Origin of the sequence: Streptomyces sp. ME02-8801-2C (assembly GCF_033793965.1) — a bacterium.
Taxonomy (GTDB): Bacteria; Actinomycetota; Actinomycetes; order Streptomycetales; family Streptomycetaceae; genus Streptomyces.
The window spans coordinates 146,612-160,803 of the sequence record NZ_JARAXP010000003.1 but is presented as its reverse complement, the minus strand read 5'-3'; the positions used below and the strand labels follow the sequence as shown (position 1 = coordinate 160,803).

Annotated in this window: 16 protein-coding genes; 10 read left to right on the top strand and 6 right to left on the bottom strand. The window is 70.6% G+C overall.

Annotation, left to right across the window (positions count from 1 at the left end):
- Positions 1 to 436 precede the first annotated feature (436 nt).
- Positions 437 to 871: an SsgA family sporulation/cell division regulator gene (locus PV396_RS09890; protein WP_319202647.1), complete on the top strand. Its 435-nt coding sequence runs from the start codon at positions 437 to 439 to the stop codon at positions 869 to 871.
- Here PV396_RS09890 and PV396_RS09885 read toward each other — a convergent pair.
- Both PV396_RS09885 and PV396_RS09880 read right to left on the bottom strand, forming a co-directional pair.
- Entirely contained in the window at positions 865 to 1,962 is a 1,098-nt protein-coding gene (locus tag PV396_RS09885; RefSeq protein WP_319202645.1) for a chemotaxis protein, read from the bottom strand. The two genes, PV396_RS09890 and PV396_RS09885, sit on opposite strands and share 7 nt — an antisense overlap.
- A gap of 60 nt (positions 1,963 to 2,022) precedes the next feature.
- Positions 2,023 to 3,642, bottom strand: coding sequence for an alpha/beta hydrolase (locus tag PV396_RS09880; RefSeq protein WP_319202643.1), 1,620 nt, complete (start codon positions 3,640 to 3,642; stop codon positions 2,023 to 2,025).
- 201 nt (positions 3,643 to 3,843) lie between these two features.
- Between PV396_RS09880 and PV396_RS09875 the strand changes: the two genes are divergently transcribed.
- The gene (locus tag PV396_RS09875; protein ID WP_319202641.1) at positions 3,844 to 4,746 is read left to right on the top strand and encodes a GNAT family N-acetyltransferase; all 903 of its coding nucleotides are present in this window, start codon (positions 3,844 to 3,846) and stop codon (positions 4,744 to 4,746) included.
- Positions 4,747 to 4,765: 19 nt separating this feature from the next.
- On the opposite strand, the gene PV396_RS09870 is transcribed toward PV396_RS09875, so the two are convergent.
- Positions 4,766 to 5,257 (bottom strand): nucleoside deaminase, encoded by a 492-nt coding sequence (locus PV396_RS09870; RefSeq protein ID WP_319202639.1) that lies wholly within the window; start codon positions 5,255 to 5,257, stop codon positions 4,766 to 4,768.
- Between the two features lie 119 nt (positions 5,258 to 5,376).
- On the opposite strand from PV396_RS09870, the gene PV396_RS09865 reads away from it, so the two are divergent.
- Complete coding sequence (locus PV396_RS09865) at positions 5,377 to 6,153, top strand: GNAT family N-acetyltransferase (protein WP_319202637.1); 777 nt, start codon at positions 5,377 to 5,379, stop codon at positions 6,151 to 6,153.
- A gap of 36 nt (positions 6,154 to 6,189) precedes the next feature.
- Here PV396_RS09865 and PV396_RS09860 read toward each other — a convergent pair whose 3' ends face one another.
- A complete protein-coding gene (locus PV396_RS09860; protein WP_319202635.1) occupies positions 6,190 to 6,474 on the bottom strand; it encodes a GlsB/YeaQ/YmgE family stress response membrane protein in 285 nt (94 codons plus the stop codon).
- A gap of 115 nt (positions 6,475 to 6,589) precedes the next feature.
- A complete protein-coding gene (locus PV396_RS09855) occupies positions 6,590 to 7,030 on the bottom strand; it encodes an SPW repeat protein (RefSeq protein ID WP_319202633.1) in 441 nt (146 codons plus the stop codon).
- A 218-nt stretch (positions 7,031 to 7,248) separates the two neighbouring features.
- On the opposite strand from PV396_RS09855, the gene PV396_RS45070 reads away from it, so the two are divergent.
- The 3 genes from PV396_RS45070 to PV396_RS09845 all read left to right on the top strand — a co-directional run bounded on the left by PV396_RS45070 (position 7,249) and on the right by PV396_RS09845 (position 9,381).
- Complete coding sequence (locus tag PV396_RS45070; protein ID WP_360812333.1) at positions 7,249 to 7,332, top strand: putative leader peptide; 84 nt, start codon at positions 7,249 to 7,251, stop codon at positions 7,330 to 7,332.
- Positions 7,333 to 7,529: 197 nt separating this feature from the next.
- Positions 7,530 to 8,084 carry an NADPH-dependent FMN reductase gene (gene ssuE / locus PV396_RS09850; protein ID WP_319202631.1) on the top strand — a complete coding sequence of 185 codons (555 nt, stop codon included), beginning with the start codon at positions 7,530 to 7,532 and terminating at the stop codon, positions 8,082 to 8,084.
- A gap of 148 nt (positions 8,085 to 8,232) precedes the next feature.
- Positions 8,233 to 9,381 (top strand): LLM class flavin-dependent oxidoreductase, encoded by a 1,149-nt coding sequence (locus PV396_RS09845; protein WP_319202629.1) that lies wholly within the window; start codon positions 8,233 to 8,235, stop codon positions 9,379 to 9,381.
- Positions 9,382 to 9,471: 90 nt separating this feature from the next.
- Here the strand turns inward: PV396_RS09845 and PV396_RS09840 are convergent, their stop codons facing one another.
- Positions 9,472 to 10,521, bottom strand: coding sequence for an acyl-CoA dehydrogenase family protein (locus PV396_RS09840; protein WP_319202627.1), 1,050 nt, complete (start codon positions 10,519 to 10,521; stop codon positions 9,472 to 9,474).
- A gap of 98 nt (positions 10,522 to 10,619) precedes the next feature.
- Here PV396_RS09840 and PV396_RS09835 point away from each other — a divergent pair, with 98 nt between their 5' ends.
- The 4 genes from PV396_RS09835 to PV396_RS09820 all read left to right on the top strand — a co-directional run bounded on the left by PV396_RS09835 (position 10,620) and on the right by PV396_RS09820 (position 14,132).
- Positions 10,620 to 10,973 (top strand): YciI family protein, encoded by a 354-nt coding sequence (locus PV396_RS09835; RefSeq protein ID WP_319204036.1) that lies wholly within the window; start codon positions 10,620 to 10,622, stop codon positions 10,971 to 10,973.
- Between the two features lie 89 nt (positions 10,974 to 11,062).
- Complete coding sequence (locus PV396_RS09830; RefSeq protein WP_319202625.1) at positions 11,063 to 11,503, top strand: MarR family winged helix-turn-helix transcriptional regulator; 441 nt, start codon at positions 11,063 to 11,065, stop codon at positions 11,501 to 11,503.
- Positions 11,504 to 11,668: 165 nt separating this feature from the next.
- The gene (locus PV396_RS09825) at positions 11,669 to 12,994 is read left to right on the top strand and encodes an aldehyde dehydrogenase family protein (RefSeq protein ID WP_319202623.1); all 1,326 of its coding nucleotides are present in this window, start codon (positions 11,669 to 11,671) and stop codon (positions 12,992 to 12,994) included.
- A 562-nt stretch (positions 12,995 to 13,556) separates the two neighbouring features.
- Positions 13,557 to 14,132 (top strand): DoxX family protein, encoded by a 576-nt coding sequence (locus PV396_RS09820; RefSeq protein ID WP_319202622.1) that lies wholly within the window; start codon positions 13,557 to 13,559, stop codon positions 14,130 to 14,132.
- The last annotated feature ends 60 nt before the right edge of the window (positions 14,133 to 14,192 follow it).

Here is a 14,192-nt window from a genome sequence, read left to right as displayed (position 1 = left end):
GTTACGACTGTTGCACAGCCCGCGACGCCCTGTAAGGGATTTGGCAACACACGAGGCGGTGGTGCTTCTGGCATATGCCACAGTCTTCTCGGCCGGTTTTCCTGGTGCGGAAACGGTACGCGCCCGGTGTGCCAAGTCGTAGGTGGGGTACGCGACTTGGCGGATCGGTGGAGATGAATGGCAACTCATTCAGGCATCTGTTCGACGGTCGTTTGTGCGATGTGTGGTGGTGTGCTGCCGGGGCGCACCGTCAGGTTGCCCCCGAATCGCCCAGCGGTCCGTGATCCCCGCGGAAAACCGTGTGCGCCAGTGATGCAGCTCACATTAAAAGCTGAGGATTCCGCGTAATCGGAGAGGCCGTTTCGGGGTCGTAACACCACGTCGGCACAACGCGTCGGCATCACCATCGTCGGCCCGAACGGGAGCGGAGACTGCCATGGATGTCACCCTCGAACAGCCCGCGCGCGCACGTCTGATCACCTCGGAGGAGCAGGAGCTCCCCGTCCGTGCCACGCTCCGCTACGCCTCGACCGATCCACTGGCCGTGCACATCGACTTCCCGGCGGAGGTCGCCCTCGACGGCGAGGGGGTGAGCTGGACCTTCGCCAGGAGCCTGCTGGAGGAGGGCGTACGGCGGCCCGCCGGAGGCGGCGATGTGCACATCTGGCCGTGCGGGCCCGCGCGCACGGTGCTGGAACTCCACTCCCCGCACGGCTTGGCCCTGCTCCAGTTCGACACACCCGCCCTGAGCCGCTTCCTGCTCCGCACCTTCGCCGTCGTGGCGGCGGGGAAGGAGGATCTCGGCGACGCGGTGGACCGCGGACTGTCCGGCCTCCTCGGCGCTCCCTCGGCGGGAAGCGAAGGTCAGTAGCGCAGCACCCCGGCGATCCCCGCCGCCTCGGTGAGCGTCCCGTCCGGTACGAAGCGGACCTCCGCCCCGGTGTTCAGGCACCGCTCCACGATCTCGTCCACGATGTCCTCGCGGGCGTCGAGGTCTCCGCCCGCGGCGGGCACGAGATGGTCGCCGTCGTCGTCCCGGACCGTCACGCGGTAGTTCTCCTCGACGGCGAGCAGTCGGACGCGTCCCTCCGCGGCGCTGTGCCACACCTCGTCCACGCCGGCGGCGAACTCCCGCCTGCCACGCGCCGTTTCGAGCTCCCGCCGGACCGCGTCGGCGTCCGCCCGCTGCCGGTCGAGGACCACAGCACGCACGGCCTGCCACACCGTCTCGGCGCGGGCGTGCCCGAGGCCGCCGTGCGGGACGTGTGCCGCGTCCCTGGTGGCGGTGCCGACCTCGGCGAGAGCGGCCAGGGCGGCCGGTTCCCCGGTCACGTACAGCGGACGTGGGTGCGCCCGTAGGACGCGGCCCAGCGCGCTGTCCGCGTCACGCAGGAAGCGGCGTGTGTGCTCGTCCCGGAAGACGCTCGGCAGATCGCCGACGCGCTCCTGCCGCTCGGCATCCGGGTCCTCCAGGCTTCGGCTCAGCGGAAATCCCGCGGTGTTCTCCTCGACGACGCGGTCCGCGCCTCCGTTCCACAGTGAGACACGGTCGGCGGCGACCGCCAGTACCCAGAACGGCCGTTCGGCGGCCTGCGCGGCGACCAGGTTCCGGGTGAGGAAGGTGTCCGAGAGGACCACCCGCTCGGGCACCGGCCGGGCCAGCGACCACACCATGTGCTCCCCGGGCGCCGCGAAGATCGCGAGGCCGTCCTCGGCGTGCGTGAGATCCACCTCGGTCAGGGCCCGGTCCAGCTGCTCGATGACATCGACGCGCCGCTCGCGGGTGACGGCCGGATCGGCCTCGATGCGTCTCTTGGCCTCGGCGACGGCGTTGCGCAACCGGACCGGATCCTGTGCGTTGTCGGGTTCACGGCGGTGCGTCGGCGTCAGTACGGAGACCGCGGGGTAGGGGCGCGGGCGCCGCAGTTCGGTGAGCGTCGCGGTACTCAGAGCGTGCTCCATATGTGCACCTTAGGGCCGATTCGAGGGTCAGGCATTCGGAGTAGTCGGTACGAGCACGCCTCAGTCGTCCTCCGCACCGCAGGAGCTGCCGTCGGGCGGGAGGGACCCGTACAACAGGAACGCGTCGACCTTCCGCTGCACGCACTTCGAGGACGCGTACCCGGTGTGGCCCTCGCCCTTGTTGTCCAGGACGACGGCCGACGAGCCGAGCCGCTCGGCCGTCTCCGTGGTCCAGCGGTACGGCGTGGCCGGGTCGCCGCGCGTGCCCACCAGGAGCATCTTCGGCGTGTCCAGGTCCCGGACCCGGGTGCGGATGAAGTCCGTGCCCTTGGGGCGGCCGTAGCAGGTCAGGACCTCGGTGAGCCGGTAGCGGCCGAACACCGGGGAAACCCGCTCGTACGTGGCGCGCAGGGACGGGAGCTCCCTGGTGATCCGTGCCGCGGTGGGCCGGTCGGGGTTGTCCGCGCAGTTGATCGCCATCAGGGCGGACGGAAGGTTGTCGAGGGGTATGTCGACCTCGTCGACGAGCGCGCCGTCGGAGTCCGGGGAGGGGCTCTCGCGGACGGGGATCAGTCTGGGCAGGACGGGGACAGTGGCATCCGCGCTCCCGAACCCCCCGCCGCCGCCGAACCCCATGACCCCTCGTGCGTCCCCGTCCTCGACCAGCGCGGAGAGGGCACGCTCCAGAGGTGGCCACATCTGTTCGCTGTAGAGGCCCTGACCGATGGCGCCCACGAGGTCCTGCCCCGAGAAACGGTCACCGTAGCCAGTCGGCACCGGGTCCTTGTCGAGCGAGCGGACCAGGGCGACGACCCGCTCACGGGCGGTGCGCGCGTCCGGCCCGAACGGGCAGGCGATGTCCGTCACGCACCAGTTGAGGAAGGACTCCAGGGCGGTCTGCTGCCCGGCGGCGCCCGCGAGACCCTGCTCGGCGAGCGACTCGGTGAGGGTGTCGACACCGTCGAGGACGAACCGGCCCACGTTCTTGGGGAATTGGGCCGCGTACACCGCGCCGAGCCGGGTGCCGTACGAGAATCCGAGATAGTTGAGCTTCTTGTCGCCCAGGGCCTGACGCATCACGTCGAGGTCGCGGGAGGCGTTCACGGTGCCGATGTGCCGCAGGACCGGTCCGGAGTGCCGTGCACAGGCCTGGGCCGCCCTGCGCAGCTGCTCGAGGGCGGCCCGCGGATTGTCCTCGATCTCGCCGCCGGTCACCTCGCTGTCGCTGTCATTGTCGGTGTCCTCGCCGCAGCTGACGGGGGAGGACCTGCCGACGCCGCGCGGGTCGAAGGAGACGACGTCGTAGCCGTTCGTCAGGCCCATGAAGTCCTTGCCGTCGTAGGCGAGTTGGCTGACGCCCGGACCGCCGGGGCCGCCGAAGTTCAGCAGCACGGAACCCCGTGACTTCCCGGTCGCCCGATAGCGTGCCAACGCCAGTTCGAGTGTGCCGCCGCCCGGCTTCGCGTAGTCGAGCGGGACGGTCACCTTGCCGCACTGGAGGCCCTTCATCGGCACCTCGTACGCGGCCCCCGCGGGGCAGGTCGACCACCTGATCTTCTGGTGGTAGAAGCGGGACAGGTCGGGCTCGTCGTCCGCCGTGGTCGCCGTCGGCGCACCCGTCCCGAGCAGGGCGAGGGTCGCGGCCGAGGCGAGCGCCCGGCGTGGGTACGCGGACCGCATATTGCCTCCAGGGGGCGTGCCCGGCTGCGGACCGGGACTGCGCCCTCGAACACGATAGGCGGGCCCGCTGGACCTCGCCTCCCGACAGTCGAACAGACGTGCGGGTCGCATCGCGTGGTCGCGGCCCCTTCCGGATCCGTGGTCGGATGAGCCCGCGTCCCGCCCCGGCTCCCCCCCCACTGAACGGAACGGAGAACATCCATGACCTCCTCCGCCGGCCCCCTCTCGCCGACCCCCGAAGACCTCGTCGTCACCCGGGCCACGCCCGAGGACTGGCCGGTGGTCACGGCCTGGGCGGCCGACGAGGGCTGGAATCCGGGGCTGTCGGACAGCGCCGGGTTCTTCGCCCAGGATCCTGAGGGCTTCTTCATCGGCAGGGTGAGCGGGGAACCGGTCTCGGCGATCTCGGTCGTCAACTACGGGGACGCGTACGCCTTTTTGGGTTTCTATCTCGTCCGCCCCGATCTGCGCGGGCGCGGTTACGGGATCACCACCTGGAAGACCGCGCTGGCCCACGCGGGCACCCGTACCGTCGGCCTCGACGGGGTGGTGGCCCAGCAGGACAACTACCGCCGTTCCGGCTTCGAACCGGCCCACCGCACCCTCCGGTTCACCGGAACCGCCCCCGCCGCGGTGCCCCCGGCGCGCGTACGTCCCGTACGGCGGGAGGATCTGGCGGCCATCGCGGTGTACGACGCCGGCTGCACCCCCGCCGACCGGCCCCGTTTCCTGGAGTACTGGCTGACGGGCCCGGGACACCGGGCCTTCGTCCGCGAAGCCGACGCGGACGGCAGCGCCGGCGGCCCCGCGAACCGGGCCGTCACCGGCTACGGGGTCGTCCGCCCCGGCCGGGACGCCTATCGCATCGGCCCGCTGTTCGCCGACACCGTCGACGACGCCCGGGCGCTGTTCGCCGCGCTGACCGGCGAGGCGGCGGGGGCGGACGTGGCGATCGACGTTCCCGAGACGAACGCGGCTGCCGTCGCGATGGTGGAGGAAGCCGGCTTCGCGCCGTCCTTCGAGACGGCGCGCATGTACACGGGACCGGTGCGGGAGTTCGCGCGGGAGAGGGTCTTCGGGGTGACCACGCTCGAACTCGGGTAGGGGTGAACGCCCGTAGAGGTCAGTCCTGTTGGGGTTTGGGGGTGTGGAAGCGGCGGTGCAGGTCGTGTACCTGTGCGGTCAGTTCCGGTACCGGTCCCTCGACGGTCACGCCGGGCGCGACCTCGTTGACCGGCAGGGTCCGTACCGGGGGCGCGGGCACCCCCAACTCCTGCAACCAGGAGGCCAGTTGTTCGGACGAGGCGACGTACACGATCCGTCCGAGGCCCACCCAGGCATGTGCGGCGGCGCACATCGGGCAGTGCTCGCCGGAGGTGTAGACCGTGGCCGCCGCCCGCTGCTCCGGAGTCAGATGGGCGGCCGACCAGCGGGCCAGCTCGAATTCCGGATGGCGGGTGCGGTCGCCGGAGGCCACTCTGTTGTGGTCCTCCGCCAGCACCGCTCCGTCCTCGCCCACCAGGACGGACCCGAACGGCTCATCGCCGACCGCCAGGGCCTCGGCGGCCAGTTCCACACAGCGGCGCAGGTAGGGCAGTTCGTGGTTCTTCACCATGGCTGACCGGGTCTCCTCGAGGTGTGGCGCCGCTTCACAGGTGCGAATGGCTCGAAACGTGACGTATTGCGGCTGCCCATACCGTTGCGCTTGCCCGCTCGGGGTGCTGGAGTAACGCCATGGATCATGTAGGTGTGCTCGCCCTTTACGACCGGGACATGCGCGAAGGGGCGCAGCCCGACGGGCCGGGCGCCCGGATCGAACGGCTGGGGGGCGTGGTGCGCCAGGTCGCCGACGCCCACGGGTGGAACGGGGTCGTCTGGTCCGACCTCGACGCGGTGCGCGCCGACGAGACGATCGCCGAGCAGATCCGCCACTACAGCGCCCTCGGGCGCGCGTTCGAGTGGAAGCTCTACGGCCATGATCTCCCCGTCGATCTGGGGCAACGGCTGCGCACGGCGGGGTTCACGCCCGAACCCGAGGAGACGCTGATGATCGGCGAGGTCGCCGGGCTGACCTTCGACACCGAGCCGCCCGAGGGCATCCGTCTCGTCCCGGTGACCGACCGGGCCGGTGTCGACCTCGTGGCGGACGTGCACGAGAAGGCGTTCGGCACCGACAGCTCCCGGCTGCGGCACCAACTGCTCGCCCGGCTCACCGACGACCCCGACACGGTCGTGGCCGTCGTGGCACTGGCCGGCGACGAACCGGTGAGCGCGGCCCGCATGGAACTCGTACCGGGCACCCGGTTCGCCGGGCTGTGGGGCGGCGGCACGGTCGAGGCCTGGCGCGGCAAGGGCATCTACCGCGCCCTGGTCGCCCACCGCGCCCGCGCCGCCGTGGAACGCGGCTACCGCTACCTCCAGGTCGACGCCTCAAACCAGAGCAGGCCCATCCTGGAACGCCTCGGCTTCGAACCCCTCACGACGACGACGCCGTACGTGTACCAGCCCTGACCGCAGGCACGGCCCCGATAGTTCGTCCCCGCCCGGTCACCGGCGCCTGCTGTGTGAGCGCCGTGGTGCCTTCGCCCGGTCCAGCATGGCCACACCGAGGGCGGCGAGCCCGATCTGGATGAGCCACTCGACCCAGTCGACGCCGTCCGTGTCGGACACGTCGAGCCCGGCGGCGATCGCCGAACCGATGAGCGCGGCCACGATGCCCACGGCGATCGTCCAGAGGACGCCGATGTGCTGGCGCCCCGGGACGACGAGCCGGCCCAGTATGCCGATGACGGTACCGATGATGATGGCGCCGATGATGCTCGAGATCGTCATTTCCGCCCCTCCTGCCGGTATGTGCCCATGACCTCCTGGTGCCCGCTGTCGCCCGGGTCAGTCCGTTCACGCGGGGAGCGGGTCCGGTCCCTTCATGGACCGGACCCGCTTCCGGCTATGCCCTGGGGGCACTTCTCGCTGTCGCGCCCGCACTCAACAGCCCGAGGCACAGGGCCAGGGCGCCGATGATGACGTTGTTCAGCACCACACCCGCGTCAGGGCTGTCGCCGACGATCCACGGCGAGATGATCATCCAGATTCCCATCGCGCACAGGGCCCCGCTGAGGCCGTACATGCGCTCCGGAGTGTTGGTGAACCCGAGGGCCAGCAGGCCGATCGCGATACCCATGATCAGGTTGTGGGTCACGAGCGAGGGCTGGCTTGTCGTGTAGTGGAGGATCCAGGGGGACGCGGCGCAGTACAGACCGACCAGGAACACCGGTCCGTCCACGAGCGCCACATCGCGACCGCCGAGCATACGGGCGTACCGTGCCCGCATTTCGGATACATCAGGGTGGCTGTGGATGTCACCTCTGGTGTGCGAGACATTGGCCATGACTCGTCTCCTTCGGCTGTGCAGGCCTGACCGCGGTGATGCGGTCTGCGGTTTACGCCGCGTACTCATATTGTGCTCTTATTTATCCCTTATGTGCAGTCCTGTGATCCTGGGTGACCTGCCGCGCACGCTGAGTGTCGTGCGGTGGAGGGTCCGGGATGCGAGATCGGTCGGGTTTTCCTTGACTGTCGTCTTCGGCGACTGTCACGATCGACGACATGAACATGCGACTGGACCTCACGCGGCGACGGCACGTCGACCTCGCGCGCGTCTCCAGTGCCTCCTGTTGCTCCGCGGCCTGATCCCCGTCCCGATCCGCCGCGTCTTTCCCGTCTTCCCAACTGCCTGACCCCTTGCCGGAGTTCACTCCGGACGGGAATCGGCGTGCCCGAAAACGGCCCGCAGCGGTCAACGTCTGACGTTCGTACCGCCCGTGCACCCCCGGCACCCCGCCGAGCAGCGGCGCCCGGGCTCCGCAAAGCCTGCAGAAGGAAGTCCCATGGCCACCGTCCTGTCCGTCTCCGGCAGTCCTTCCGTCTCCTCCCGCACCGGAAAACTCCTGCGCCACCTGGACACCCGGCTGACCGCCCAAGGGCACGAGGTGATCCCGCTCGACGTACGCACCATCCCCGCAGAAGCCCTGCTCGGGGCCGACTTCAGGCACCCGGCGATCGTCGAGGCCACCGAACTGTTCGCGCGCGCCGACGGCGTCGTGGTCGGCACCCCGGTCTACAAGGCGTCCTACTCCGGTGTCCTCAAGGCGCTCCTCGACCTGCTCCCGCAGTACGCCCTCACCGGCAAGACCGTGCTGCCACTCGCCACCGGCGGCAGCACCGCACACGTGTTGGCCATCGACTACGCGCTGCGCCCGGTCCTCAACTCCATGGGCGCCGCCCACATCGTCCAGGGCTGGTTCACCCTCGACAAGGACATCACCGCACACGAGGACGGCTCCATCTCCGTCGCCCCGGCCACCGCCGAGGCGCTCACCCAGGTCCTCGGTCAGTTCTCGGCAGCCCTCGGCAGCTCCCCGCTCCTCGCCGCGGCGGTCTGAACCCGGGGCCGCGAAGGTCCCTCAACTCCCCGCATACGCACCGGCATTGGTGCGAAAAATCCACCTCCGCCCGTCCCTCCGCGCCCTCATCCGCTCCGCCACGCGCCACGGCCTGCCGCAACACCACGTTCCCGATCGGAGATCTTCGGTGTCCCTCACCTTCCACTGGTTCCTCCCCACCAACGGCGACAGCCGACATGTCGTCGGCGGCGGCCACGGCACCCCGGCGACCGCCTTCGGGCAAAACCGGCCGCCGACGGTCGCCTATCTGAGCCAGATCGCCCGTGCCGCCGAGGACCTGGGTTTCGTCGGCGCGCTCACCCCCACGGGCGCCTGGTGCGAGGACGCCTGGCTGACCACCGCCATGGTCAGCCGGCACACCGAGCGCCTGAAGTTCCTGGTGGCCTTCCGCCCCGGCTCCGTCTCCCCGACCCTCGCCGCGCAGATGGCGTCCACCTTCCAGCGTCAGAGCGGCGGACGGCTCCTCCTGAATGTCGTCACGGGCGGCGAGAGCCACGAGCAGAAGGCCTACGGCGACTTCCTCGACAAGGATGCCCGGTACCGTCGTACGGGCGAATTCCTCGAGATCGTACGGGAGTTGTGGGAGGGCAAGACGGTCAACCTGACCGGTGAGCACCTCCGGGTCGAGGACGCCCAGTTGGCGCGGGTGCCCGACCCGGTGCCGGAGGTGTACTTCGGGGGCTCCTCGCCCATCGCCGGGGAGGTCGCCGCCCGCCACGTCGATGTCTATCTCACCTGGGGCGAACCGCCGGCCCAGGTCGCCGAGAAGATCGCCTGGGTCAGGGGGCTGGCCGCCAGGCACGGGCGCACCCTGCGGTTCGGCATCCGGCTGCATGTCATCACCCGCGACACCGCCGAGGCGGCCTGGGCGGAGGCGGACCGGATCCTCGAGGGCTTCGATCCGGGGACCGTACGGGAGATCCAGGCCGGGCTGGCCCGCAGTGAGTCGGAGGGACAGCAGCGGATGCTCGCCCTGCACGGCGGTGGCAACCGGGACGGGCTGGAGATCCACCCCAACCTGTGGGCCGGTATCGGCCTGGTGCGCGGCGGCGCGGGCACCGCGCTCGTGGGCAGCCACGACGAGGTCGCCGACCGTATCGCCGAGTACCACGCCCTGGGCATCGACGAGTTCGTCCTCTCCGGCTATCCGCACCTGGAGGAGACGTACTGGTTCGGCGAGGGCGTCCTGCCCCGGCTGGCCGCCCGGGGCCTGTGGCAACACCCGTTCGCGCCGGCCGCCGCCGCTCCGGAGAGCCAGGTGCCGTTCGCGAGCTGAGCGTTCCGTGAGCGGAGCGACACGGGCCGGCGCCCTCGGGGGGCGTCGGCCCGCACCCGCCCTGCCCGGCGATCACTTGGGCGCCGAAGGCTAGGGCGAGGCCAGAGACCCGAGATGGGCGTCGCGTACGTCCGACGTCTGGCCCTGTACCAGCAGGAACAGGCCTTCGCGCGCCAGTCGTTGGGCCGGGCTGTTCAGGTCCAGCGACCGGCCGCCCCCGGCGACGACGGCCGCTGTCGTGGCCGTACGCATCAGGTCGTACGCCCGCGTCTTCAGCGCCAGCCGGTCCGTCATGTGCTCCTGGGGCCGGCGGTGGTCCGTGAGGGCGTACGCGGTGCGGCGCACGGCGTCGAGGCGGGTGCGCAGTGAGCGTGCCGTCGCCGTGGCGTCCGGGTGGGCGGCGAGGAGATCGAGGGCCGCGTACGCCACCCCGAACACGGCCGGGTTCGTGTTGGCGGCCCGCTCCAGGTCGGCCAGCGCGAACTTCTCACGCGGGACACGCAGCACGACCGCCTCCTCCGGCAGCCTCAGGCCCTTCAGCTCCAGCGACACCGTACGGGCGGCCGTCAGCGCCGCCAGACGCATGGGCGGCGAGGCCCGCAGCCCCGACTGCTCGCGGGCGTCGGCGAAGGCGAACACCACCTCATCTGTGTCGGACAGTCCCGCGAGCAGCATGACGTCGTTCAGCCCCCAGCCCGTGTACCAAGGGACCGTCCCGTCGAAGCGCCAACTACCGCGCTCGTACCCGGCCCGCACCGCGACGCGAGGAAAGTAGCGCAGGTGCGCGTACGCGATCCCGGACATCAGCTCGCCCCTCGACAGCGGGCCCAACAGGCGTTCCCGCACCGGGAACCGGGACTCCGTCAGCAGTTTCACCGGGGTGTGGTGCTGGGTCTGTACGAACCAGGTCGAACAGCAGGCGCCGGCGAGGATCTCGGCGACCTCCCGGGCCACGGCGGCGGGCGCGCCCGCACCCCCGTACTCCTTGGGCGCGCTCACCCCGAGGAGCCCCGACCGCTTGACGGCCTTGATGGTGCTCGCGGGCACGCCTTCCTGGTCGACCCGTTCGGCCTGCGGGGCCAGGACGTCGGCGGCGAGCCGGCGGGCGACGGTGACGAGCGGGTGCGGGATGGCGGTCATGAACAAGATTCTCCAGGTGTCGCGGTGCGTTGTGTCTCTACAGAAGTGCTCCCTTCGTGTAGGAGATGAGGCAGAGCCGCAATGCCCAGGAGGACGCGATGAAGTACTACCTGCTCAGCGCGATGAAGCCGGTCGGCGAACCGTCCGCACCCGAGTCGATGGTGGAGATCAACCACAGACTGAGCGTCTTCCACGACGAGTTGCGTGAGGCCGGGGCGTGGGTCTTCGCCGGCGGACTCCATCGTCCCGACGCGGCGACCGTGGTGCGGCCTCTCGGTGACGAGGTCGAGATCATCGAGGGGCCCTACGCCGAGCACAAGGAGTTCCTCGGCGGGATCTGCCTCCTCATGGCACCCGACCTCGACGCCGCCCTGGAATGGGGACGCAAGGCGGCGCTGGCGACGACCCTGCCGGTCGAGGTCCGGCCCTTCCTGGGCGAGGTGGACGACTGAGGCGCCGGTGATGCGATGACGGGGTGATCCCGGTGAACTCCCGTCCGTCTCATACGATGTACGCATTCCCGGGACCGAGGAGCAGCAGGATGCCCACACCGTCGCAGCGCCGGCCCCAGGACCTTCTGCGGCTCCTCACCCGGGCCGAACGGCTGGCCGCGCGCCGCCTCCAGCCCGTCCTGGACGAGCACGGCTGTTCCCTCGACGCCTGGCGCGTCCTCGCCCTGCTCTCCGACGGCGCCGGCCACCACATGACCGCGATAGCCGAGTCCGCCTTCCTGCCGCCGCCGACGCTGACCCGGCTGGTGGACCACCTCGTCGACCAGAACCTCGTGCACCGACGGGTCGACGCCCGCGACCGGCGGCGCGTCCTCGTCCACCTCACCCCGCGCGGCCAGGAGTACTGGCGCCGCCTCGACCGCGAGGTCCGGGCCGACTGGCCGCTCCTCAGTGACGGCGACGACGAACTGCTGAGCGCCCTCCTGGACCGGCTGGCCACGACGCTCGACGGGACGACGGCTCAGGTCTGACACCCGACCGACACCGACACGCACAGTCATGCTCGATCACACAAAGCTATATTCATGTATAGGGAATATATTTTGAGGCGTGAGAGGTTGGGCAGGTGAGTCGAGTACGTCGAGCCGGCCTTCCGCGCCCGAGACAACCGCATCAGACCACGTGAGCGAGGAACCGTGAACCACCCCACGTCCCCCGAGCAACCCGCCGACATCGTGACGCGCCTGCGCGCCACCTTCCGTACGGGCCGCACCAAGCCCGTCGAGTGGCGCAAGGCGCAGCTCGGCCGCCTGCGCGAACTCCTCACCGAGCACGGCAAGGACGTGGCCGCCGCTCTCCACGCGGACCTCGGCAAGAGCTCGACCGAATCCTTCCGCACCGAGATCGACTTCACGATCCGGGAGATCGACCACACCCTCGAACACCTCGACGGCTGGCTGAGCCCCGAGCCCGCGCCGGTCCCCGAGCGCCTCGGCGCCGACGCCACCGCCTGGACGCAGTACGACCCGCTGGGCGTCGTCCTGGTCATCGCGCCCTGGAACTACCCGGTCCAGCTTCTGCTGACCCCGGTCGTCGGCGCGCTGGCCTCCGGCAACGCGGTCGTGGTCAAGCCGAGCGAACTGGCCCCCGCCACCTCCGAGATCGTGGCCCGGCTGCTGCCGCAGTACCTGGACACGGACGCGGTCGCCGTCGTCGAGGGCGGCGTCCCGGAGACCACGGCCCTGCTCGCCGAGCGGTTCGACCACATCTTCTACACCGGCAACGGCGCTGTCGGCCGTATCGTGATGCGCGCCGCCGCCGAGCACCTCACTCCGGTCGCCCTCGAACTCGGCGGCAAGTCCCCGGCGTTCGTGGACACCGGCGTCGACACGGATGTCGTCGCCGACCGGCTGGTCCGGGGCAAGTTCCTCAACGCCGGCCAGACCTGTGTCGCGCCCGACTACGTCCTGACCGACCCGGAGACCGCCGCCGCGCTGGAGTCGGCGCTCGCCAAGGCCGTCGAGAAGCTGTTCGGCGCGGACCCGGCCACGTCCACCGAGTACGGCCGGATCGTCAACGAACGCCACTTCGACCGCCTTGCCGGCCTGCTCGACTCGGGCCGGGTCGTCACCGGCGGCGTCAAGGACCGGGCGACGAAGTACATCGCGCCGACCGTCCTCGCCGACGTCGACCCCGCGTCGCCCGTGATGCGGGAGGAGATCTTCGGCCCGATCCTGCCGATCGTCACGGTCGCCGGACTGGACGACGCGATCGGCTTCATCAACGACCGCGACAAGCCGCTCGCGCTGTACGTGTTCACCGAGTCCGGCACGACCCGCGAGCGGATCGCCGCCGAGACGTCCTCCGGCGGCCTCGGCTACGGGCTGCCGCTCGCCCATCTGACCGTCTCCGACCTGCCGTTCGGAGGGGTGGGGGAGAGCGGGATGGGCAACTACCACGGCCGCTACTCGATCGAGACGTTCAGCCACCGCAAGGCGGTACTGGCGAAGCCGCTGAACTGAGGGCGACGCCGGCTGGGGTCTGATTTTGGGCGGGGCCCTTGGGTCCCAGACCCGGCGCCTCAGTTTCCTGGCTGGCCCACGGGGGTGTCGGGCGGCGCGCCTCGGGGTTCGGGCCGGGATCGTCCTTCCCGGCTCGCTTCCCTGGGATCTGAGCCAGCCTCGTAGGCATGCAGGTCGGAGGTCGACGTCCGGGCGGGCTGTGCGGTCGGTCGACGCAGAGGAACTCGCAGGTCCCGGCAGGCTCCTCGGCGGTGGCCCGGACGCTCGCGAACTCGTCATTGGCCTTGTTGAAGTCACCCGACCTGGATGTGGCCGACGCCCCGCCGCGTGCCGACGTGTGGCGCGGCGGTGGTCGCGGGGCCGTGCCGCGAGCCGGGTGCGGGCGTCGCGGGCCGGTCGGAGGGCGAACAGGCGGGCGGGTAACACAACTTGCGCATGGGTTGACCTCTTTGGCCTATCGCCTCAAGGTGCTGTCGTTCGTTGAGGAGCGCGTGCTCGTACGCGACGAATCAGCAGCGGCAGCGGCGGCGCAAGCCGCCGAATGGCAGCAGGGGAGGGCGAGTTGACGAACGCGGAAGCACTCGCGGTACTGGTCGTCAGAGTGGTCCTGGGCGTCATCATGATCGCGCACGGGCTCAACCACTGGCGGGGCGGCGGAAAGATCGAGGGCACGGCACGCTGGTTCGGCGGGCTCGGGCTCCGGCACGGGACACTGCAGGCGTGGATGAGCGTGGTCACCGAGGTCGGCGCGGGCACACTGCTCGTCCTCGGCCTGTTCACCCCGCTCGCCTGCGCGGCGATCGTCTCGGTGATGCTGGTCGCGGGGCTCCTCGCCCACCGGCCCAACGGGTTCTTCGTGTTCAAGGACGGCTACGAATACGTCCTGATGCTCGCCGTCGTCTCCGTGGCGCTCGGCGTCCTCGGGCCAGGCAAGTTCTCCGTGGACCACGCCGCCGACATCGAGGTCACCGGCTGGGCAGGCGGTGGCATCGCGCTCGGGGTGGCGGTGGTGGCCACGGCGGGGCTCCTGGCGACGTTCTGGCGGCCCGAGCGCCCTGAAAGTCCTGAGAGTCCTGAGCTGTCCGCGAAGACGGAGGACCCGGCTGTCACCCGGGTCGCCGGGCAGGAAACCGGCTGACGCGGGCGTAGTCCGTCGGACTCGGCAGCGGCGCGTTGGACGGGCATGCCGGTGAACGGT